General features: G+C 70.8%; 20 protein-coding genes. 18 read left to right on the top strand and 2 right to left on the bottom strand.

Translation table 11 applies throughout. From position 1 onward, the window contains the following. The first annotated feature begins 106 nt into the window (after nucleotides 1-106). The 15 genes from pgsA to FCH28_RS35680 all read left to right on the top strand — a co-directional run bounded on the left by pgsA (nucleotide 107) and on the right by FCH28_RS35680 (nucleotide 15,954). Nucleotides 107-763 carry a phosphatidylinositol phosphate synthase gene (pgsA, locus tag FCH28_RS35750; RefSeq protein WP_136744589.1) on the top strand — a complete coding sequence of 219 codons (657 nt, stop codon included), beginning with the start codon at nucleotides 107-109 and terminating at the stop codon, nucleotides 761-763. Next, a complete protein-coding gene (locus FCH28_RS35745; protein WP_136744588.1) occupies nucleotides 760-1,710 on the top strand; it encodes a phosphatidylinositol mannoside acyltransferase in 951 nt (316 codons plus the stop codon). The genes pgsA and FCH28_RS35745 overlap by 4 nt, the downstream gene beginning before the upstream one ends. Next, nucleotides 1,707-2,867 carry a glycosyltransferase family 4 protein gene (locus FCH28_RS35740; protein ID WP_136744587.1) on the top strand — a complete coding sequence of 387 codons (1,161 nt, stop codon included), beginning with the start codon at nucleotides 1,707-1,709 and terminating at the stop codon, nucleotides 2,865-2,867. Before FCH28_RS35745 ends, FCH28_RS35740 begins: the two co-directional genes overlap by 4 nt. 269 nt (nucleotides 2,868-3,136) lie before the next feature. Beyond that, nucleotides 3,137-3,682 carry a LemA family protein gene (locus FCH28_RS35735; RefSeq protein ID WP_136744586.1) on the top strand — a complete coding sequence of 182 codons (546 nt, stop codon included), beginning with the start codon at nucleotides 3,137-3,139 and terminating at the stop codon, nucleotides 3,680-3,682. Between the two features lie 166 nt (nucleotides 3,683-3,848). Further along, nucleotides 3,849-4,760 carry a pyridoxal 5'-phosphate synthase lyase subunit PdxS gene (gene pdxS / locus FCH28_RS35730; RefSeq protein WP_136744585.1) on the top strand — a complete coding sequence of 304 codons (912 nt, stop codon included), beginning with the start codon at nucleotides 3,849-3,851 and terminating at the stop codon, nucleotides 4,758-4,760. Nucleotides 4,761-4,775: 15 nt separating this feature from the next. Then, the gene (pdxT, locus tag FCH28_RS35725; protein WP_136744584.1) at nucleotides 4,776-5,366 is read left to right on the top strand and encodes a pyridoxal 5'-phosphate synthase glutaminase subunit PdxT; all 591 of its coding nucleotides are present in this window, start codon (nucleotides 4,776-4,778) and stop codon (nucleotides 5,364-5,366) included. 62 nt (nucleotides 5,367-5,428) lie between these two features. Further along, nucleotides 5,429-6,181: a YebC/PmpR family DNA-binding transcriptional regulator gene (locus FCH28_RS35720; protein ID WP_136744583.1), complete on the top strand. Its 753-nt coding sequence runs from the start codon at nucleotides 5,429-5,431 to the stop codon at nucleotides 6,179-6,181. 248 nt (nucleotides 6,182-6,429) lie between these two features. After that, entirely contained in the window at nucleotides 6,430-7,002 is a 573-nt protein-coding gene (gene ruvC, locus FCH28_RS35715; RefSeq protein ID WP_136744582.1) for a crossover junction endodeoxyribonuclease RuvC, read from the top strand. Next, nucleotides 6,999-7,619 (top strand): Holliday junction branch migration protein RuvA, encoded by a 621-nt coding sequence (gene ruvA, locus FCH28_RS35710; RefSeq protein ID WP_136744581.1) that lies wholly within the window; start codon nucleotides 6,999-7,001, stop codon nucleotides 7,617-7,619. Before ruvC ends, ruvA begins: the two co-directional genes overlap by 4 nt. Before the next feature lie 79 nt (nucleotides 7,620-7,698). Then, nucleotides 7,699-8,802, top strand: coding sequence for a Holliday junction branch migration DNA helicase RuvB (gene ruvB, locus FCH28_RS35705; protein ID WP_136744580.1), 1,104 nt, complete (start codon nucleotides 7,699-7,701; stop codon nucleotides 8,800-8,802). Between the two features lie 210 nt (nucleotides 8,803-9,012). After that, the gene (gene yajC, locus FCH28_RS35700) at nucleotides 9,013-9,531 is read left to right on the top strand and encodes a preprotein translocase subunit YajC (RefSeq protein WP_246103492.1); all 519 of its coding nucleotides are present in this window, start codon (nucleotides 9,013-9,015) and stop codon (nucleotides 9,529-9,531) included. Between the two features lie 153 nt (nucleotides 9,532-9,684). Next, entirely contained in the window at nucleotides 9,685-11,445 is a 1,761-nt protein-coding gene (gene secD, locus FCH28_RS35695; RefSeq protein ID WP_136744578.1) for a protein translocase subunit SecD, read from the top strand. Between the two features lies 1 nt (nucleotide 11,446). Beyond that, a complete protein-coding gene (gene secF / locus FCH28_RS35690; RefSeq protein WP_136744577.1) occupies nucleotides 11,447-12,574 on the top strand; it encodes a protein translocase subunit SecF in 1,128 nt (375 codons plus the stop codon). Then, the gene (locus tag FCH28_RS35685; RefSeq protein WP_136744576.1) at nucleotides 12,571-13,119 is read left to right on the top strand and encodes an adenine phosphoribosyltransferase; all 549 of its coding nucleotides are present in this window, start codon (nucleotides 12,571-12,573) and stop codon (nucleotides 13,117-13,119) included. The genes secF and FCH28_RS35685 overlap by 4 nt, the downstream gene beginning before the upstream one ends. 171 nt (nucleotides 13,120-13,290) lie before the next feature. Next, nucleotides 13,291-15,954 carry a RelA/SpoT family protein gene (locus FCH28_RS35680; RefSeq protein ID WP_425472070.1) on the top strand — a complete coding sequence of 888 codons (2,664 nt, stop codon included), beginning with the start codon at nucleotides 13,291-13,293 and terminating at the stop codon, nucleotides 15,952-15,954. Nucleotides 15,955-16,082: 128 nt separating this feature from the next. On the opposite strand, the gene FCH28_RS35675 is transcribed toward FCH28_RS35680, so the two are convergent. Both FCH28_RS35675 and FCH28_RS35670 read right to left on the bottom strand, forming a co-directional pair. Continuing rightward, nucleotides 16,083-17,312, bottom strand: a complete 1,230-nt coding sequence (locus FCH28_RS35675) for a DUF349 domain-containing protein (protein ID WP_136744575.1) — start codon at nucleotides 17,310-17,312, stop codon at nucleotides 16,083-16,085. A 271-nt stretch (nucleotides 17,313-17,583) separates the two neighbouring features. Further along, nucleotides 17,584-18,414: a peptidylprolyl isomerase gene (locus tag FCH28_RS35670; RefSeq protein WP_136744574.1), complete on the bottom strand. Its 831-nt coding sequence runs from the start codon at nucleotides 18,412-18,414 to the stop codon at nucleotides 17,584-17,586. Between the two features lie 181 nt (nucleotides 18,415-18,595). On the opposite strand from FCH28_RS35670, the gene FCH28_RS35665 reads away from it, so the two are divergent. The 3 genes from FCH28_RS35665 (at nucleotide 18,596) to FCH28_RS35655 (ending at nucleotide 21,498) form a co-directional block, all read left to right on the top strand. After that, nucleotides 18,596-19,309: an MBL fold metallo-hydrolase gene (locus FCH28_RS35665; RefSeq protein WP_136744573.1), complete on the top strand. Its 714-nt coding sequence runs from the start codon at nucleotides 18,596-18,598 to the stop codon at nucleotides 19,307-19,309. Nucleotides 19,310-19,321: 12 nt separating this feature from the next. Beyond that, nucleotides 19,322-20,584 carry a histidine--tRNA ligase gene (gene hisS, locus FCH28_RS35660; RefSeq protein WP_136744572.1) on the top strand — a complete coding sequence of 421 codons (1,263 nt, stop codon included), beginning with the start codon at nucleotides 19,322-19,324 and terminating at the stop codon, nucleotides 20,582-20,584. 272 nt (nucleotides 20,585-20,856) lie between these two features. Next, nucleotides 20,857-21,498 carry a vitamin K epoxide reductase family protein gene (locus FCH28_RS35655; RefSeq protein WP_136744571.1) on the top strand — a complete coding sequence of 214 codons (642 nt, stop codon included), beginning with the start codon at nucleotides 20,857-20,859 and terminating at the stop codon, nucleotides 21,496-21,498. Nucleotides 21,499-21,589 lie beyond the last annotated feature (91 nt).

Here is a 21,589-nt window from a genome sequence, read left to right as displayed (position 1 = left end):
CACCTCGCGCCGCGATGCCTTCGCGGTGCCCCGTGGCCGCCTGGCTACGATGGGCCAGCCGGTGGCCCCTTGACCGCACGGCCCATATCGACCCTTCGGGAAGGCCATGCTGAACAAGTACGCGCGTGCGTTCTTCACGCGTGTTCTCACGCCGTTCGCCGCCCTGCTCATCCGTATCGGGGTCAGCCCGGACGCGGTCACCGTCGTCGGGACCAGCGGCGTCGTGGCCGGCGCCCTGATCTTCTACCCGCTGGGCGAGTTCTTCTGGGGCACGGTCGTCATCACCCTGTTCGTCTTCTCCGACCTGGTCGACGGCAACATGGCACGCCAGCTCGGCCGCTCCAGCCGCTGGGGCGCCTTCCTCGACTCCACCCTCGACCGGGTCGCCGACTCGGCGATCTTCGGCGGGCTGGCCCTCTGGTACGCCGGCCGCGGCGACAGCCTGACACTCTGCGCGATCGCGATCTTCTGCCTCGCCAGCGGCCAGGTCGTCTCGTACACCAAGGCGCGCGGCGAGGCCATCGGGCTGCCGGTGGACGTCAACGGCCTGGTCGAGCGCGCCGAACGGCTGGTGATCACGCTGGTCGCCTGCGGCTTCTCCGGACTTGCCGCCTTCGGGGTCCCCGGCATCCACGTCCTGCTGCCGATCGCCCTGTGGGTCGTCGCCATCGGCAGCGCCGTCACCCTCGGCCAGCGCGTCGTGACAGTGCGCCGCGAGTCGGCCGAGGCCGACGCCATCGCCCAAGGGGGGAACGGCGCATGAGCCGCAAGAACGGCCTGATCGACACGGACAAGCTCACCGACGCGCTCTACGGCCTCGGCTGGGCCACCGTGAAAAAGCTGCCCGAAGGCGTCGCCGTACGCCTCGGCCGGCGCATCGCCGACACGGCCTGGAAGCGCCGCGGCAAGGGCATCCGCCGCCTGGAGTCCAACCTCGCCCGGGTCGTCCCGGACGCCACCCCGCAGCGCCTGGCCGAGCTCTCCCGGGCCGGAATGCGCTCCTACATGCGCTACTGGATGGAGTCCTTCCGCCTGCCGGCCTGGAGCAAGGACCGCATAAGGAACGGCTTCGCACCCGAAGACGTGCACCACCTGACCGACGGCCTGGCCAGTGACCGCGGCGTCATCCTCGCCCTGCCCCACATGGGCAACTACGACCTCGCGGGCGTCTGGGTCACCACCAAGCTCAACACCCCCTTCGCCACCGTCGCCGAACGCCTCAAGCCGGAAACCCTCTACGACCGGTTCGTCGCCTACCGCGAGGGCCTGGGCATGGAGGTGCTGCCGCACACCGGCGGCGCCGCCTTCGGCACCCTCGCCCGGCGGCTGCGCGCCGGCGGGCTGGTCTGCCTGGTCGCCGACCGCGACCTGTCCGCCTCCGGCATCGAGGTCAAGTTCTTCGGCGAGGCGACGAAGATGCCCGCGGGACCCGCGATACTCGCCCTGCAGACCGGCGCCATGCTGCTGCCCGTCACCCTCTGGTACGACGACGGCCCCATCATGCGAGGCCGCGTCCACCCGGAGATCGAACCGCCCGAGACCGGTACCCGCAACGAGAAGGCCGCCGCGATGACCCAGGCACTCGCCGACGCCTTCGCCTCCGGCATCGCCGACCACCCCGAGGACTGGCACATGCTCCAGCGCCTGTGGCTCGCCGACCTGGAGCCCCGCTCCACCGCCACCGGCCCGGAAGCGGGGGCCACCGCATGAGGATCGGCATCGTCTGCCCCTACGCCTGGGACGTCCCCGGCGGCGTCCAGTTCCACATCCGCGACCTGGCCGAGCACCTCATCCGGCTGGGCCACGAGGTCTCCGTACTGGCCCCGGCCGACGACGAAACCCCCCTCCCGCCCTACGTCGTCTCCGCCGGCCGCGCCGTACCCGTCCCCTACAACGGCTCCGTCGCCCGCCTCAACTTCGGCTTCCTCTCCGCCGCCCGGGTACGCCGCTGGCTCCAGAACGGCGCCTTCGACGTCATCCACATCCACGAACCGGCCTCGCCCTCCCTCGGCCTGCTCTCCTGCTGGGCGGCCCAGGGCCCCATCGTGGCGACCTTCCACACGTCCAACCCGCGCTCCCGCGCCATGATCGCGGCCTATCCGATCCTCCAGCCCGCCCTGGAGAAGATCAGCGCCCGCATCGCGGTCAGCGAGTACGCCCGCCGCACCCTCGTCGAACACCTCGGCGGCGACGCGGTCGTCATCCCCAACGGCGTCGACGTCGACTTCTTCGCCGGCGCGGAACCCAAGCCCGAGTGGCAGGGCAGGACCATCGGCTTCATCGGCCGCATCGACGAGCCCCGCAAGGGCCTGCCCGTCCTGATGAAGGCGCTGCCGAAGATCCTCGCCGAGGTCCCGGACGCACGGCTCCTCGTCGCCGGCCGCGGCGACGAGGAAGAGGCCGTCGCGGCCCTGCCCGCCGGCCTCCGCTCCCGCGTCGAATTCCTCGGCATGGTCACCGACGAGGACAAGGCCCGCCTGCTCCGCAGCGTCGACCTGTACGTCGCCCCCAACACCGGCGGCGAATCCTTCGGCATCATCCTCGTCGAGGCCATGTCGGCCGGCGCACCCGTCCTCGCCAGCGACCTCGACGCGTTCGCGCAGGTCCTCGACCAGGGCGAGGCCGGCGAACTCTTCGCCAACGAGAACGCCGACGCCCTGGCCACCGCCGCCGTCGACCTTCTCGACAACCCCAAGCGCCTCACCGAACTCCGCGAACGCGGCAGCAAACACGTACGCCGCTTCGACTGGGCGACCGTGGGCTCCGACATCCTCGCCGTCTACGAAACCGTCACCGCCGGCGCAGCCTCCGTCGCCACCGACGAACGCGTGGGCCAACGGGCCCGCAGATGGCTGGCCCGCGACTGACCCACGACGCACCGACGCCGATCCGCGGACCCGAGCCCCACCCACCCGCCTTTTCACCACCCCCAACGGGAGGGCCGGGCCGCGGGACGAAGTCCGGCGGCCCGCAACGCACCCGACAGCCCGCCGCAGGCGGAAACACAGCCAGACGGCGCCGCACCCGGCGACGTACGAGCGCACCGATCGACCCCGCCGCAGGCGAAACCGAGCGACACCGGTACCGGACGGTCACCCCCATCGGCCCAGCCCAGCGCAGCGTAAGGTGACGCCCCGTGACCACCTTCATCTGGATCGCCGCCGCCATCATCCTCGTCGGCGTCTACCTCAGCTGGACCGCCGGCCGTCTGGACCGCCTGCACACGCGCATCGACGCAGCGCGGGCCGCCCTCGACGCCCAGCTCCTGCGGCGCGCCTCCGTCGCACAGGAGGTCGGCACCTCGGGCGTCCTCGACCCCGCCGCCTCGATCGTCCTCTACCAGGCCGCGCACGAGGCCCGGCAGGCCGAGGAGGACCACCGCGAGGTCGCCGAGAGCGAGCTCAGCCAGGCACTGCGCGCGATCTTCGCGGAGGAGGCACAGCTGGAGGCCGTACGGGAGGCCCCCGGCGGAGAACAGACGGTCGCCGAGCTCACCGCCGCGGTCCGCCGCGTCCCGATGGCGCGCCGCTTCCACAACGACTCCGTACGGGCCGCGCGCGCCGTCCGCCGGCACCGGCTGGTGCGCTACCTCAGGCTCGCCGGCCACGCGCCGTTCCCGCTGGCCTTCGAGATGGACGACGAGCCCCCGGCCATCCTGGACGACCGCTCGGCCGGCAACTGACGGTGGACGCCCCGGAGGCGCGCCCGTAAACCGCCGACCGCCCCTCCCGAGGGGCCGCCGACCGCCCGCAACGAGCCACCGACCTCTAATTGGCCCTTTTCGAGCGCCCCTCACAAACGGTTGTGTGGGCGGCGAAGCCCAGCACCCGCACTGAGTGAGGTCAACCGTGTCCAGCACGCCCACCACGCCCCAGCACCCCGAGACCGGAACCGCGCGCGTCAAGCGCGGTATGGCCGAGCAGCTCAAGGGCGGCGTGATCATGGACGTCGTCACGCCGGAAGAGGCGAAGATCGCCGAGGACGCGGGCGCCGTCGCCGTCATGGCCCTCGAGCGGGTCCCGGCGGACATCCGCAAGGACGGCGGCGTGGCCCGTATGTCCGACCCCGACATGATCGACGGCATCATCAACGCCGTGTCCATCCCGGTCATGGCCAAGTCCCGCATCGGCCACTTCGTCGAGGCCCAGGTCCTCCAGTCGCTCGGCGTCGACTACATCGACGAGTCCGAGGTCCTCACCCCGGCCGACGAGGTCAACCACTCCGACAAGTGGGCCTTCACCACCCCCTTCGTCTGTGGTGCCACCAACCTGGGCGAGGCGCTGCGCCGTATCGCCGAGGGCGCGGCCATGATCCGCTCGAAGGGCGAGGCCGGCACCGGCAACGTCGTCGAGGCGGTCCGCCACCTGCGCCAGATCAAGGGCGAGATCGCCCGCCTGCGCGGCTACGACAACAACGAGCTGTTCGCCGCCGCCAAGGAGCTGCGCGCCCCGTACGAGCTGGTCAAGGAGGTCGCCGAGCTCGGCAAGCTGCCGGTCGTGCTGTTCTCCGCCGGCGGTGTCGCCACCCCGGCCGACGCCGCGCTGATGCGCCAGCTCGGCGCCGAGGGCGTGTTCGTCGGCTCCGGCATCTTCAAGTCCGGCGACCCGGCCAAGCGCGCCGCCGCGATCGTGAAGGCCACCACCTTCTACGACGACCCGAAGGTCATCGCGGACGTCTCGCGCAACCTCGGCGAGGCCATGGTCGGCATCAACTGCGACACCCTCCCCGAAGCCGAGCGCTACGCCAACCGCGGCTGGTAAGGACGTAAGACCCAGATGAGCACCCCCACCATCGGCGTGCTGGCTCTCCAGGGCGACGTCCGCGAGCACCTCACGGCGCTCGCCGAGGCGGACGCCCTGGCCCGGCCGGTACGCCGCCCCGAGGAACTGGAAGACCTCGACGGCCTGGTCATACCGGGCGGCGAGTCCACCACCATGTCCAAACTGGCGGTCGTCTTCGACATGCTGGAGCCGCTGCGCGCCTTCGTCCGCGCGGGCAAGCCGGTCTACGGCACCTGCGCCGGCATGATCATGGTCGCGGACAAGCTGCTGGACGCCCGCGAGGACCAGGAGACGCTCGGCGGCATCGACATGATCGTCCGCCGGAACGCCTTCGGACGTCAGAACGAATCCTTCGAGGCGTCGGTCGAGGTCGCCGGCATCCCGGGCGGCCCCGTCGAGGGCGTCTTCATCCGGGCGCCGTGGGTCGAATCGGTCGGTGCCACGGTGGATGTCCTGGCGACGTACGGCGGGCACACGGTGGCGGTCCGGCAGGGTAACGTCCTCGCCACGTCCTTCCACCCGGAGCTCACCGGCGACCACCGGATCCATGCGTTCTTCGTCGACATGGTGCGTGCGGTCGGGTGACGTGATCCCGGTAGGATCACAGACGTTCGTTTCTCAATTGGTTACGCGAAGGAGACAGGCGGATGTCCGGCCACTCTAAATGGGCTACGACGAAGCACAAGAAGGCCGTGATCGATGCCAAGCGCGGCAAGCTCTTCGCGAAGCTGATCAAGAACATCGAGGTCGCGGCCCGTACCGGCGGCGCCGACCCGGACGGCAACCCGACGCTCTTCGACGCCATTCAGAAGGCCAAGAAGAGTTCGGTGCCCAACAAGAACATCGACTCCGCGGTCAAGCGCGGTGCGGGACTTGAGGCCGGCGGCGCCGACTACGAAACCATCATGTACGAGGGGTACGGCCCCAACGGTGTCGCGGTGCTCATCGAGTGCCTGACCGACAACCGCAACCGTGCCGCCTCGGACGTCCGCGTGGCGATGACCCGCAACGGCGGTTCGATGGCCGACCCGGGCTCGGTGTCCTACCTGTTCAACCGCAAGGGCGTGGTGATCGTCCCCAAGGGCGAGCTGACCGAGGACGACGTCCTGGGCGCGGTCCTGGACGCCGGCGCCGAAGAGGTCAACGACCTCGGCGAGTCCTTCGAGGTGCTCAGCGAGGCCACCGACCTGGTCGCGGTCCGCACCGCGCTCCAGGAGTCCGGCATCGACTACGACTCGGCCGACGCCAACTTCGTCCCGACCATGCAGGTCGAGCTGGAGGAAGAGGGCGCGCGCAAGATCTTCAAGCTGATCGACGCGCTGGAGGACAGCGACGACGTGCAGAACGTCTTCGCCAACTTCGACGTCTCGGACGACGTCATGGCCAAGGTCGACGCCTGACGCGAGCCGACACGGCTGACGCGAAGCACGCCTGACGAGAACACGGCTGACGCTACGGGCCGACGGGGCAGGACACGCCCCCGTCGGCCCGTCCGCGTTGCCGGCCGCGTTGTCAGTGCCACCCGATACTGTGCTGAGCAGGGGACCTCGCGCCCCCCGTGGGGGAAAGGCCGGCGGAAACGGTACGCCGGCCGGCGGCCCTCCGGCCGCGGCAGGCACGGCAACGTACGGCATGAGGGGAGGGCACCGTGAAGGTGCTCGGGGTGGACCCGGGGTTGACGCGCTGCGGCGTCGGCGTGGTCGAGGGGGTGGCCGGACGGCCGTTGACGATGGTCGGGGTCGGCGTGGTGCGGACGCCCGCCGACGCCGACATCGCCGACCGGCTCGTCCTCATCGAGCGCGGCATAGAGGAGTGGCTCGACACGCACCGGCCCGAATTCGTCGCCGTGGAGCGGGTGTTCAGCCAGCACAACGTCCGTACGGTCATGGGCACCGCCCAGGCCAGCGCGGTCGCCATGCTGTGCGCCGCCCGCCGCGGACTGCCGGTCGCGCTGCACACCCCCAGCGAGGTCAAGGCCGCCGTGACGGGATCGGGCCGGGCCGACAAGGCCCAGGTCGGCGCGATGGTCACCCGGCTGCTGCGGCTCGACGCGCCCCCCAAACCCGCCGACGCGGCCGACGCCCTCGCGCTCGCCATCTGCCACATCTGGCGCGCCCCCGCGGTCAACCGCCTCCAGGAGGCACACGCCGCGGCCCGCCGCGCCGCTCCCGTACGCGCCTCCGGCATCCGCCGCGGCACACCCCAGAAGGGCACCCGATGATCGCCTTCGTCTCCGGCCCGGTCGCGGCCCTCGCACCGGACACCGCCGTCGTCGAGGTCGGTGGCGTCGGCATGGCCGTCCAGTGCACACCGAACACCCTGTCCGGACTGCGCATCGGACAGCAGGCCAAGCTCGCCACCTCCCTCGTCGTCCGCGAGGACTCGCTCACCCTCTACGGCTTCGCCGACGACGACGAGCGGCAGACCTTCGAGCTGCTGCAGACCGCCAGCGGCGTCGGCCCACGGCTCGCCCAGGCCATGCTCGCCGTGCACTCCCCGGACACCCTGCGCCTCGCCGTCGCCAACGGCGACGAGAAGACCCTCACCGCCGTGCCTGGCATCGGAAAGAAGGGAGCGCAGAAGCTCCTCCTCGAACTCAAGGACCGCCTCGGCGCGCCGATCGGCACCAGCGGCGCGGGCATCGGCAGCGCCGTCACCGCCGGCTGGCGCGACCAGCTGCACGCCGCGCTGATCGGCCTCGGCTATGCCACCCGGGAGGCGGACGAGGCGCTCGACGCGGTCGCCCCGCAGGCCGAGGCGGCGGCCGCCGACGGCGGGCAGCCGCAGGTGCCGCAGCTCCTCAAGGCCGCGCTGCGCACCCTGAACAGGGCGCGATGACCGCCACCGTGGCCGCGCGCCCCCGACCGTACGACGACGCAGGCGGCCCGGCCGCCCCGACCCCGCGAGGCATTCCGCAGTGAACTGGGACGACACCGCACCGTCCGCCGCCGAGAACACCGCAGACGACACCGCCATGGGCGCGCAGGACCGGCTCGTCGGGGCCGACGCCGACGGTGAGGACTCCGCCGTCGAGGCCGCCCTGCGGCCCAAGGACCTGGAGGAGTTCGTCGGCCAGGAGCGGGTGCGCGAGCAACTCGACCTGGTGCTGCGGGCGGCCCGCGCCCGGGGCGCCACCGCCGACCATGTCCTGCTCTCCGGGGCGCCCGGCCTCGGCAAGACCACCCTGTCGATGATCATCGCCGCCGAGATGGGCGCCCCGATCCGCATCACCTCGGGCCCCGCCATCCAGCACGCCGGCGACCTCGCCGCGATCCTCTCCTCCCTCCAGGAGGGCGAGGTCCTCTTCCTGGACGAAATCCATCGGATGTCGCGGCCCGCCGAGGAAATGCTCTACATGGCGATGGAGGACTTCCGGGTGGACGTCATCGTGGGGAAGGGGCCGGGCGCCACCGCCATCCCGCTCGAACTCCCGCCGTTCACCCTGGTCGGCGCCACCACCCGGGCCGGGCTGCTGCCGCCCCCGCTGCGCGACCGCTTCGGCTTCACCGGCCATATGGAGTTCTACGCGCCCGCCGAGCTGGAGCGGGTCATCCACCGCTCGGCCGGCCTGCTGGACGTCGACATAGAAACCGAGGGCGCCGCCGAGATCGCCGGCCGCTCCCGTGGCACACCCCGTATCGCCAACCGCCTGCTGCGCCGGGTCCGCGACTACGCCCAGGTCAAGGCCGACGGTGTGATCACCCGCGAGACCGCCTCCCAGGCCCTGGCGGTCTACGAGGTCGACGGGCGTGGCCTGGACCGCCTGGACCGTGCGGTGCTCACCGCCCTGCTCAAGCTGTTCGGCGGCGGCCCGGTGGGACTCTCCACCCTCGCGGTCGCGGTGGGGGAGGAGCGCGAGACGGTCGAGGAGGTCGCCGAGCCGTTCCTGGTGCGCGAGGGGCTGCTGGCCCGTACGCCGCGCGGGCGGATCGCGACGCCCGCGGCGTGGGCCCATATGGGGCTGGTCCCGCCGCAGCAGCAAACAGGAGGAAACGGACAGCAGGGCCTGTTCGGGCCGTGACGGCGCGGAGACTCGCCCGGCCAGGAACTACGGTGCAATGCTGAGCGTTGTTCCACCGGTGGGGACTCGCTTAGACTCCGCCGATGCCGTCCGTCCGGGTCGGCATACCCACCCCCGTATATCAGACCGCGCCTCAGCGGTCGTGCGAAGGATTTCCGTCCCGTGCCCAATATCGTGACTCTCCTCCCCTTCATCGTCCTCATCGGGGCCATGTTCCTGATGACCCGGTCCGCCAAGAAGAAGCAGCAGGCGGCCGCACAGATGCGGGATGAAATGCAGGCCGGCACCGGCGTCCGGACGATCGGCGGCATGTACGCCACCGTCAAGGAAATCCACGAGGACACCGTCCTCCTGGAGGTCGCCCCCGGCGTGCACGCCATCTACGCCAAGAACGCCATCGGCGCGGTGCTCGCGGACGAGGAGTACAACCGCATCCTGGACGGCGCCGAGGGCGTCCACCACGAGCCGGTCGTTCCCGACGACGCCTCCTCGCTGACCGGCGCCGTCGCCGGCGAGGCCGCCGAAAAGGGCGACCAGGCCGACAAGATCGACCTGGGCAAGGCCGAGGCCCCGGCCGATGCCGACAAGACCGCCGACGCGGACGCCGAGAAGAAGGACGCCGACGCGAAGGACGCCGTCGAGGCCGACGACGCCAAGGCCGACGAGGCCAAGACCGACGCCGACGCCGCCAAGGACGAGAAGAAGGCCGGCGGCGCCGACGCGAAGTAGTCCGCCCAAAACGGAACCGCGGCGCGCCCCAACGGGCAATGCACCGCGGTTCCGGGACGGTCTAGGCTCCGGCGGGGGGCACGTCCCCACAACACTTCGTGGCCGCTCGGCCCACACCCGAAGCCGAGTGGTTGGACAGGGAGATACGAGAAGGTGGCAGCACCGAAGAAGGGCCGCAGGGCGCCGGCCGGTCAGGGGCATCCGGGGCGCGCCCTGGTTCTGATCCTGGTCGCGATGGTGGCGTTGGTCGGAGGCATGTTCTACTCCGGCAATCTGACCCCCCGGCTGGGCATCGACCTGGCCGGCGGCACCAGCTTCACGCTGGCGGCCCAGAACCAGCCGGGCAAGCCCAACGCGATCAACGAGACCAACATGAACACCGCCGCCGGCATCATGGAGCGGCGGGTCAACGGTCTCGGTGTGTCCGAGACCGAGGTCCAGACGCAGGGCAACAACCACATCGTCGTGAACATCCCCAAGGGGACGGACGCGAAGCAGGCCCGAGCGCAGGTCGGCACCACCGCCCAGCTCGGGTTCCGCCCGGTGCTGGCCACCACCGCGGGCGCCAAGACCCCCGAGCCTTCCCCCAGCCCCTCCAAGGGCACCAACGGCAAGGGCAAGACGGGCACGGACCAGGAAGCCAAGGGCAAGGGCGGCCAGTCCAAGCCGACGCCCGAGGCGAGCCCCACGACCCAGGGCCGCGCCGTCACGGACTCCCTGAAGAAGGCGCCCAGCGCCAAGCCCACCCCGTCCTCCGCGCCGTCCAAGCCCACCACGCCCCAGCCGCCGGTTCCGGGCACCGAGGGCGTGCCGGCCGCGCTGCAGAAGCAGTACGCCGCGCTGGACTGCACCACCAAGCAGGGCCGCGCCGCCGCCGGTCAGCAGGCCGCCGGCGCCAAGCCGTCCGACCCGATCGTGGCCTGTGGTGACGACGGCAGGCAGAAGTACGTCCTCGGCCCCCTCGGCGTCGAGGGCACCGACGTCAAGGACGCCAAGGCCGTCTTCGACAGCCAGCAGGGCCAGGGCTGGATCGTCCAGATGGACTTCACCTCCGAGGGCGGGAAGAAGTTCGCGGACATCACCGGCAAGCTCGCCACCAAGGTGGAGCCGCAGAACCAGTTCGCGATCGTCCTGGACGGCGCGGTGGTCTCCGACCCGCGCGTCCGCGAGCGCCTCAACGGCGGCAGCGCCACCATCTCCGGCGGCTTCACCCAGCAGTCCGCCGAGGACCTGGGCAACATGCTGTCGTACGGCGCCCTGCCGCTCTCCTTCAAGATCGACGACGAGACCACGGTCACCGCGGCGCTCGGCGGCGAGCAGCTGCACGCCGGCCTGCTGGCCGGCGCCATCGGCCTCGCGCTGGTCGTCATCTACCTGGTCGCCTACTACCGGGGGCTGGCGCTGGTCGCGCTGGCGAGCCTCTGCGTCTCGGCGATCCTGACCTACGCGATCATGACGCTGCTCGGCCCGACCATCGGGTTCGCGCTGAACCTCCCGGCGGTCTGCGGCGCCATCGTCGCCATCGGTATCACCGCCGACTCCTTCATCGTCTACTTCGAGCGCATCCGGGACGAGATCCGCGAGGGCCGCACCCTGCGCCCGGCCGTGGAGCGCGGCTGGCCGCGGGCCCGCCGGACGATCCTGGTCTCCGACTTCGTGTCGTTCCTGGCCGCCGCGGTGCTGTTCATCGTCACCGTCGGCAAGGTGAAGGGCTTCGCGTTCACGCTCGGCCTGACCACCGTCCTGGACGTCGTCGTGGTCTTCTTCTTCACCAAGCCGTTGATGACGATGCTGGCCCGGCGGAAGTTCTTCTACGAGGGCCATTCCTGGTCCGGCCTGGACCCCAAGCGGCTGGGCGCCAAGCCGCCGCTGCGCCGACGCCGCAGCGCCCCCACCCAGACGAAGGAGGCGTGAGGTGTCCAAGCTCGGAAACATCGGTGCCCGGCTCTACCGCGGCGAGGTCGGCTACGACTTCATCGGCAAGCGCAAGATCTGGTACGGCATCTCGATCCTCATCACCATCACGGCCATCGTCGGCCTGGCGGTGCGCGGCCTGAACTTCGGCATCGAGTTCGAGGGCGGCGCGGTCTTCACCACCCCGAAGACCTCCGTGTCGGCGACGCAGGCGGAGCACATGGCCGAGTCGGCGTCCGGCGGCCACCAGGCCGTCGTGCAGAAGCTCGGCGGCAGCGCGCTGCGCATCCAGATCGGCGGCCTGGACACCAAGCAGGCCGTCCAGGTCCAGGAACAGCTCGCCAAGGAGCTGAAGTTCCCGCTCGAGGACGTCAACACCCAGCTGGTCGGCCCGAGTTGGGGTGAGGAGATCGCCAACAAGGCCTGGCTGGGCCTGGGGATCTTCATGGCCCTCGTGGTGGTCTACCTGGCCATCGCCTTCGAGTGGCGGATGGCGCTGGCCGCCCTGATCGCGCTGATCCACGACCTCACGATCACGGTCGGTATCTACGCCCTGGTCGGCTTCGAGGTCACCCCGGGCACCGTCATCGGTCTGCTGACCATCCTCGGTTACTCCCTCTATGACACGGTCGTCGTCTTCGACAGCCTGAAGGAAGCCTCCAAGGACATCACCAAGCAGACCCGCTTCACCTACAGCGAGATCGCCAACCGCAGCATCAACAGCACCCTGGTGCGTTCCATCAACACCACGGTCGTGGCGCTGCTGCCGGTCGCCGGCCTGCTGTTCGTCGGTGGCGGTGTGCTGGGCGCGGGCATGCTCAACGACATCTCGCTCGCCCTGTTCGTCGGTCTCGCCGCCGGTGCGTACTCCTCGATCTTCATCGCGACGCCGCTGGTCGCCGACTTCAAGGAGCGCGAGCCGCAGATGAAGGCCCTGGCCAAGCGGGTACGGGCGAAGCGCGCCGCGGCCGCCGCCAAGGGCGCGAGCCAGGAGGAGCCGCAGGACGCGGTCCCGGCCGGCGCCGAAGCGGCCGGTGAGGGCGACGACGACGCCGCGATCGTGGGCCCGCGCCACCAGCCCGGGGCCCGCAACCGCGGCCGCGGCCGCCCGTCGGGCAAGCGCCGATGACCGCGCCCGCCGAGCTGCGCGAGCTGCTCCTCAGCCGGATCTCGGATGTGCCGGACTACCCGCAGCCGGGCGTGATGTTCAAGGACATCACCCCGCTGCTGGCGGACGCGACCGCCTTCGGCGCGCTCACCGACGCGTTCGTCGACCTGTGCGCGCGCCATCGCGCGGACAAGGTGGTGGGCCTGGAGGCGCGCGGCTTCATCCTCGCTGCCCCCGTCGCGGTCCGCGCCGGCATCGGCTTCGTCCCGGTGCGCAAGGCCGGCAAGCTGCCCGGCGCCACGCTCGGGCAGGCGTACGACCTGGAGTACGGCACCGCCGAGATCGAGATGCACGCCGATGCGCTGGCCCCGGGAGACCGGGTGCTGGTGATCGACGACGTGCTGGCCACCGGCGGCACCGCCGATGCGTCGCTGCAGCTCATCCGGCGTGCCGGTGCCGAGGTCGCGGGCCTCGCGGTGCTGCTGGAGCTCGGTTTCCTGGCCGGCCGGCAGCGGCTGGAGTCTGGTCTGAAGGGCGCTCCGCTGGAGGCCCTGATCACGGTCTGAGCCGACCTCTCCCTTCCCGCACGCACCAGGGGCACCCGGAAGAATTCGGGTGCCCCTGGTGCTGTGTCATGTACGGACCCATGGCCGCGCGGCAGTCCGGACGCGGGGGTCGATACCATGGCACCCCGGCCCGTTCTGGTCCTGGGGTCCGGAATCGCTTGAGGAGTGCTCTTGCCAGACGAGGCCCAGCCGCTCTCCCCCGGACTGCGTCCGGCGGGATCCCCCGCCGCGCACCCGGACGAGCCGAAGCCCACGGCGGACGCGCCGAAGCCCGAGCGGCAGAGCGCGCCCCACGGCACCGCACGGGCCGGCGCCACGGCCCCGGCTTCCGCCAACGGGTCCGCCCAGGCTCCCGACCCGGCCCCCAAGCCCGACCCGGCCCCCAAGCCCGACGCGGGCGCCGCCGCGGCCCCGGCGGACGAGCCGCGGCCCGCGTCGAAGCAGGCCCCCGCGCCCAAGCCGCCCGCCAAGGCCGATCCCCCCGCCGCGACCCCGGCGCCCAAGCCCCTGCCGCCCACCCCCGTGGGCCGCTCCGGCTCGCCCAACCGGGTGCGGGCCCGCCTCGCCCGCCTCGGCGTGCAGCGCTCCAGCCCGTACAACCCGGTCCTGGAGCCGCTGCTGCGGATCGTGCGCGGCAACGACCCCAAGATCGAGGCGGCCACGCTGCGCCAGGTCGAGCGGGCCTACCAGGTCGCCGAGCGCTGGCACCGCGGCCAGAAGCGCAAGAGCGGCGACCCGTACATCACCCACCCGCTCGCGGTGACCACGATCCTCGCCGAGCTCGGCATGGACCCGGCCACGCTGATGGCGGGCCTGCTGCACGACACCGTCGAGGACACCGAGTACGGCCTGGACACCCTGCGCCGCGACTTCGGCGACCAGGTCGCGCTGCTGGTCGACGGCGTCACCAAGCTCGACAAGGTCAAGTTCGGTGAGGCCGCGCAAGCGGAAACGGTTCGCAAGATGGTCGTCGCGATGGCCAAGGACCCGCGCGTCCTGGTCATCAAGCTCGCCGACCGGCTGCACAACATGCGCACCATGCGCTATCTCAAGCGGGAGAAGCAGGAGAAGAAGGCCCGCGAGACCCTGGAGATCTACGCGCCGCTGGCCCACCGCCTGGGCATGAACACCATCAAGTGGGAGCTGGAGGACCTCGCCTTCGCGATCCTCTACCCCAAGATGTACGACGAGATCGTGCGGCTGGTCGCCGAGCGGGCGCCCAAGCGCGACGAGTACCTGGCCATAGTGACCGACGAGGTCCAGGCCGATCTGCGCGCCGCCCGCATCAAGGCCACCGTCACCGGGCGGCCTAAGCACTACTACAGCGTCTACCAGAAGATGATCGTCCGCGGCCGCGACTTCGCGGAGATCTACGACCTGGTGGGCATCCGCGTCCTCGTCGACACGGTCAGGGACTGCTACGCCGCTCTCGGCACCGTCCACGCGCGATGGAACCCGGTCCCCGGCCGGTTCAAGGACTACATCGCGATGCCCAAGTTCAACATGTACCAGTCCCTGCACACCACGGTCATCGGCCCCGCCGGCAAGCCCGTCGAGCTGCAGATCCGCACCTTCGACATGCACCGCCGCGCCGAGTACGGCATCGCCGCGCACTGGAAGTACAAGCAGGAGCCCTCCGCCGGCGCCTCCAAGGTGCGTACGGACGCGCCCAAGGGAGTGGGCAAGGCCGGCAAGGACAAGGACGCCGTCAACGACATGGCGTGGCTGCGCCAGTTGCTCGACTGGCAGAAGGAGACCGAGGACCCGGGCGAGTTCCTCGAATCGCTGCGCTTCGACCTCTCCCGCAACGAGGTCTTCGTCTTCACGCCGAAGGGCGACGTGATAGCGCTGCCGGCCGGCGCCACCCCTGTGGACTTCGCGTACGCGGTGCACACCGAGGTCGGCCACCGCACGATAGGAGCGCGGGTCAACGGGCGGCTGGTACCCCTCGAATCGACCCTGGACAACGGCGACCTGGTGGAGGTCTTCACCTCCAAGGCGCCCGGCGCCGGGCCGTCCCGCGACTGGCTGGGCTTCGTCAAGTCGCCGCGCGCCCGCAACAAGATCCGCGGCTGGTTCTCCAAGGAGCGCCGCGACGAGGCCATCGAGCAGGGCAAGGACGCCATCGCGCGCGCCATGCGCAAGCAGAACCTGCCGATCCAGCGGATCCTGACGGGCGACTCCCTGGTCACCCTCGCGCACGAGATGCGCTACCCCGACATCTCCTCCCTCTACGCGGCGATCGGCGAGGGCCATGTCGCCGCGCAGGGCGTCGTCCAGAAGCTGGTGCAGGCGCTCGGCGGCCAGGACGAGGCCACCGAGGACATCGCGGAGTCGACGCCGATCCGGCCGCGCTCCAAGCGCCGCTCCAGCGCCGACCCGGGCGTGGTCGTCAAGGGCGTCGACGATGTGTGGGTCAAGCTCGCCCGCTGCTGTACGCCGGTGCCCGGCGACCCCATCATCGGCTTCGTCACCCGCGGCAGTGGCGTATCGGTTCACCGCGCCGACTGCGTCAACGTCGACTCGCTGTCCCGGCAGCCGGAGCGGATCCTGGAGGTCGAGTGGGCGCCCACCCAGTCCTCGGTCTTCCTGGTGGCCATCCAGGTCGAGGCGCTGGACCGCTCCCGGCTGCTGTCCGACGTCACCCGGGTGCTGTCCGACCAGCACGTCAACATCCTGTCCGCGGCCGTCCAGACCTCCCGCGACCGGGTCGCCACCTCCCGCTTCACGTTCGAGATGGGCGACCCGAAACACCTGGGGCATGTCCTCAAGGCGGTACGGGGCGTGGAAGGCGTGTACGACGTCTACCGGGTGACGTCGGCCCGCAGGCCGTGAGAGCGCGAGGAGGGCCCGGTACGAGCTTCGTACCGGGCCCTCCTCGTCTGGCACCTCAGCCATCAATTGAGGAACCCCTACGGCGAGAAACCACCTCCGCGAGAGCGGCGGCGGTCTAGCGGCAAAAGTCAGCCGCCGAACTCCTCCAGGCCCTTCAGCGCCTGGTCCAGCAGCGCCTTGCGGCCCTCCAGCTCACGGGAGAGCTTGTCGGCCTTGGCGTCGTTGCCGGCCGCCCGCGCCGTGTCGATCTGCTTCTGCAGCTTGTCGACGGCGTCCTGGAGCTGGCCGGTCAGCCCCGCGGCCCGCGCCCGCGCCTCGGGGTTCGTACGCCGCCACTCGGACTCCTCGGCGTCCTGGATGGCGCGCTCGACGGCGTGCATCCGGCCCTCGATCTTCGGGCGGGCGTCCCGCGGCACATGGCCGATGGCCTCCCACCGCTCGTTGACCGAGCGGAACGCGGCCCGCGCCGCCTTCAGGTCCGAGACGGGCAGCAGCTTCTCGGCCTCGACGACCAGCTCCTCCTTGCGGGTGAGGTTCTCCCGCTGCTCGGCGTCGCGCTCGGCGAAGACCTCGCCGCGCGCCTGGAAGAAGACGTCCTGGGCGCCGCGGAAGCGGTTCCACAGGTCGTCCTCGTGCTCGCGCTGGGCGCGGCCCGCCGCCTTCCACTCCGTCATCAGCTCGCGGTAGCGGGCGGCCGTCGCCCCCCAGTCCGTCGAGTTCGACAGCGCCTCGGCCTCGGAGACCAGCTTCTCCTTGGCCTTACGGGACTCCTCGCGCTGCGCGTCCAGCGACGCGAAGTGCGCCTTGCGCCGCTTGGAGAACGCCGAGCGGGCGTGCGAGAAGCGGTGCCACAGCTCGTCGTCCGCCTTGCGGTCCAGCCGCGGCAGGCCCTTCCAGGTGTCGACCAGCGCACGCAGCCGCTCACCGGCCGCCCGCCACTGCTCACTGGCGGCGAGCTCCTCGGCCTCTGTGACCAGCTTCTCCTTGGCCTGCCGGGCCTCGTCGCTCTGCTTGGCCTTCTGCGCCTTGCGCTCCTCGCGGCGCGCCTCGACCGTGCCCACGAGCGCGTCCAGCCGCTTCGACAGCGCGTCCAGATCACCCACCGCGTGGTGCTCGTCGACCTGCTGGCGCAGATGGTCGATCGCGGTCATGGCGTCCTTCGCCGACAGGTCGGTGGTCTTGACCCGCCGTTCGAGGAGGCCGATCTCGACGACCAGGCCCTCATACTTGCGCTCGAAGTAGGCGAGGGCCTCCTCGGGAGATCCCGCCTGCCACGATCCGACGACCTTCTCGCCATCGGCGGTACGCACGTACACGGTCCCCGTCTCATCGACGCGGCCCCATGGGTCGCTGCTCACAGCGCCTCCTCCACATGATGCCGACCGAGGCGTGCGGCCCCCCGGCATCGTCCACAGTTTCTGTCCCGGCAGAGCCGCGCCCTGGCCGGTCCGACGGGCTGTCTTGCGGGTGCGGGTGCCGCCGTCGGAGCAGGCACCCTACCCAAACGCCAATCTAGGCGACCGGCGGTCGGCTGTCCGCATCCACGCGACCGAAATTCAGCGGTTCGGATACGGGCGGCGACGGACGGGCTCGGGCCGGCCGGCGCCCTGATCACCGGCCGGCCGGCGGTCAGGACTTCCTGATCGTCGCCTTGTCGATGACGGCGGTCGCGTTCGGGGCGGTGTTGCCGGTCGCCCGGTCGAGCGTCGAACTGGCCTTGGCGATCTTCTTCAGGACGTCCATGCCACCGGTGATGGTTCCGAACGGCGTGTAGTTCGGGGGCAGTTGGCTGTCCTCGAAGACGAGGAAGAACTGGCTGCCGCCGGAGTTGCGGGTCTTCTCGTGCTCCCCGTCGTAGCTGTTGGCCATCGCGACGGTGCCCGCCGGATAGACATTGCCCTTGAGCCGGGGGTCCTTGAGGTTCTCGTCCGGGATGGTGTAGCCGGGCGTACCCCGGCCGGTGGCGGACGGGTCGCCGCACTGCAGCACATGGATGCCCTGGTCGACCAGCCGGTGGCACTTGCTGTGGTCGAAGTAGCCCTTCCCGGCGAGGAAGGCGAAGGAGTTCACCGTGTGCGGCGCCTTGCCGGCGTCCAGCTTCAGATCGATCCGCCCGCAGGTCGTGGACAGCTGCACGGCGTAGGAGGCGTCGGTGTCGACCGTCATGGCCGGCTCCTTCTTCCATGTCTCCTTCGACGGGGAGCCCTTGGCGGGCTTGCCGCACGGGTCCGGCACCTTGGTCGGCGGCGGGGTGTTCACGGCCCGGTCGGACTCCTGGTCGCCGCCGGCCAGGCCGACCGAGGCGTAGGCGACGCCGCCGGCGGCCAGTCCCACCGCGACTATGGACGCGATGATCACGTTGCGGCGTTTGGTCTTGCGCTGGGCCGCCGCCCGGCGCTGCTGCTGGCGCTCGAACTTTTCCCGGGCGAGCTGCCGCCGCCGCTGATCGTTGCTGACCACCGGTCGTCTCCCTATCTTGGCCAGAGGCGTCGAATCGCCCGGCCATCGGTCGCTCTGGTCTGCCGTGGCCGTACCGTATACGGGTTCGCCCTGCTGGGAGTCCCGCCGGTAGGCTCTGGAGCTGCTGAGATGTTCCGGGAGCGGTCCCAGGGACCGACCTCCACGACCTTTAAGGACGAACGTGCTGATTGCCGGGTTCCCCGCCGGGGCCTGGGGGACCAACTGCTACCTGGTCGCCCCCGCCGCCGGCGAGGAGTGCGTCATCATCGACCCGGGCCACCAAGCGGCCCAAGGAGTCGAGGACGCGGTCAGAAAGCATCGGCTCAAGCCCGTGGCGGTCGTCCTCACGCACGGCCACATCGACCACGTCGCCTCGGTGGTCCCGGTGTGCGGCGCGCATGACGTCCCGGCCTGGATCCACCCCGAGGACCGCTTCATGATGAGCGACCCGGAGAAGGCCCTCGGCCGCTCCATCGGGCAGCAGCTCATGGGCGAACTCACCGTGGGGGAGCCGGACGACGTCAAGGAGCTGACCGACGGCGCCGCCCTGGAACTCGCCGGGATGGAGTTCTCCGTCGCGCACGCCCCGGGCCATACCAAGGGGTCGGTGACGTTCAGGATGCCCGAGCAGGCGGACATTCCGCCGGTGTTCTTCTCGGGCGACCTGCTGTTCGCCGGCTCCATCGGACGTACCGATCTGCCGGGCGGCGACCACGCCGAGATCCTCCGGTCGCTGGAGCGCGTATGCCTCCCGCTGGAGGACTCCACCGTCGTCCTGTCCGGCCACGGCCCCCAGACCACCATCGGCCGCGAGCGCGCCACCAACCCCTTCCTCCGGGAAGTGGCCGCCGGCCTCGGAGACGGCTTCACCTCCGCTCCGCGACGAGGAATGTGACGAGACTTTTCCGTGAGCACCTTCAAGGCACCCAAGGGCACGTACGATCTGCTCCCGCCGAATTCCGCGAGCTATCTCGCGGTGCGCGAGGCGATCGCCGCGCCGCTGCGGAACTCCGGGTACGGCTACATCGAGACGCCCGGATTCGAGAACGTCGAGCTGTTCGCACGCGGCGTCGGTGAGTCCACCGACATCGTGACCAAGGAGATGTACGCCTTCGAGACCAAGGGCGGCGACCGGCTCGCGCTGCGCCCCGAGGGCACCGCCTCCGTCCTGCGGGCGGCGCTGGAGGCCAACCTCCACAAGGGCGGCAACCTGCCCGTCAAGCTCTGGTACTCCGGCTCGTACTACCGCTACGAGCGCCCGCAGAAGGGCCGCTACCGCCACTTCTCGCAGGTCGGCGCCGAGGCGATCGGCGCGGAGGACCCCGCGCTGGACGCCGAGCTGATCATCCTCGCCGACCAGGCGTACCGCTCGCTGGGGCTGCGCGACTTCCGCATCCTGCTGAACTCGCTCGGCGACAAGACGTGCCGCCCCGTCTACCGGGCCGCGCTGCAGGAGTTCCTGCGCGGTCTGGAGCTGGACGAGGACACCCGCCGGCGGATCGACATCAACCCGCTGCGGGTCCTCGACGACAAGCGCGAGTCGGTCCAGGAGCAGCTCATCGGGGCGCCCATGCTCCGCGACTACCTCTGCGAGGAGTGCAAGGCGTACCACGAGCAGGTGCGCGAGCTGCTGACCGCGGCGGGCGTGGCCTTCGAGGACGACCCGAAGCTGGTGCGCGGCCTGGACTACTACACCCGCACCACCTTCGAGTTCGTCCACGACGGTCTGGGCTCGCAGTCCGCGGTGGGCGGCGGCGGCCGCTACGACGGTCTCTCCGAGATGATCGGCGGCCCCGAGCTGCCGTCCGTCGGCTGGGCGCTGGGCGTGGACCGTACGGTGCTCGCACTGGAGGCGGAGGGCATCACCCTCGACATCCCCGCCGCCACCGCCGTGTACGCGGTCCCGCTGGGCGAGGAGGCCCGCCGGGTGCTCTTCGGCACGGTCACCGAGCTGCGCCGGGCCGGCGTCGCCACCGACTTCGCGTACGGCGGCAAGGGCCTGAAGAACGCCATGAAGTCGGCCAACCGTTCCGGCGCGCGGCTGGCTCTGGTGGCCGGCGAGCGGGACCTGGGCGAGGGCGTCGTGCAGGTCAAGGACCTGGAGAGCGGCGAGCAGACCCCGGTCGCGGTGGACGCCGTGGTCGAGGAGGTCCGGCGCAGGCTGGGCTGACCCCTTTGCGCCTAAACCGGCGCCGCTCTCGCGGACCCAATTGCTCGCCGTGTGGGTTGCGCAATTGATGGTTGCGGTGTTCGTGGGGAGAGACGAGGGCCGTCCGGGCGGGGAGTGATCGTCGGGGCGGCCCTCGCGTCAATCTCCGGCCTGTGGATCCCCCTTACTTACGCGTATCGAACGGTGGGGCGTTGTGGACTTGGGGCACAATGAAAGCCGCGCCCGCGGGTGCGGGCCCCGGCCACACTCCCCACCGACGACGGAACGGCCCTATGACGACGACAGCGGTTGATGACGTGTCCATCGACGACGACCACGCGAGCGACTCGGGCACCATCGGCGCGGGTCGCGGATTCGCCCTCCTCCTGGTGATCACCGGCGCGCTGGGCATCCTGGCCGCGGCGGTCATCACCCTCGACAAGTTCGAGCTGCTCAAGGACCCGACCTTCAAGCCGGCCTGCAGCCTCAACCCGATCATCTCCTGCACCAATGTCATGAACAGCTGGCAGGCGGACGTCTTCGGCTTCCCGAACCCGCTCGCCGGACTGGTCGCCTTCGGTGCGGTCGTCGCGATCGGCATGGGCCTGCTGTCGGGCGCCCGCTACCGCCGCTGGTACTGGATCGGGCTGAACGTCGGCACCCTGCTCGGTGCCGTCTTCTGCATGTGGCTGATGGTCCAGTCGCTCTACAGCATCCACTCGCTGTGCCTGTGGTGCTCGCTGACCTGGGCCGTCACGATCCTGATGTTCTGGTACACGACCGTGCACAACATCAAGCACGGCATCATCCCGGCCCCCGCGGCGCTGCGGACGTCGGTGCTGGAGTTCCACTGGGTCGTACCGGTGCTCTGGTACGGCGTGATCCTGCTGCTGATCCTCACCAACTTCTGGTCGTACTGGAGCACTCTGATCTAGCGCCTCGGACAGGCCCTGGGCCCGATCCACCGGGCACGGTCTGTCTCCGGGCTTCCGACGCCCCTGGTCACCGCGGTGGCCAGGGGCGTTG

Source organism: Streptomyces piniterrae, from assembly GCF_005048155.1.
Lineage (GTDB): Bacteria > Actinomycetota > Actinomycetes > Streptomycetales > Streptomycetaceae > Streptomyces > Streptomyces piniterrae.
The sequence above is the reverse complement of the archived record's forward strand: the minus strand, read 5'-3'. Positions and strand labels throughout refer to the sequence as shown.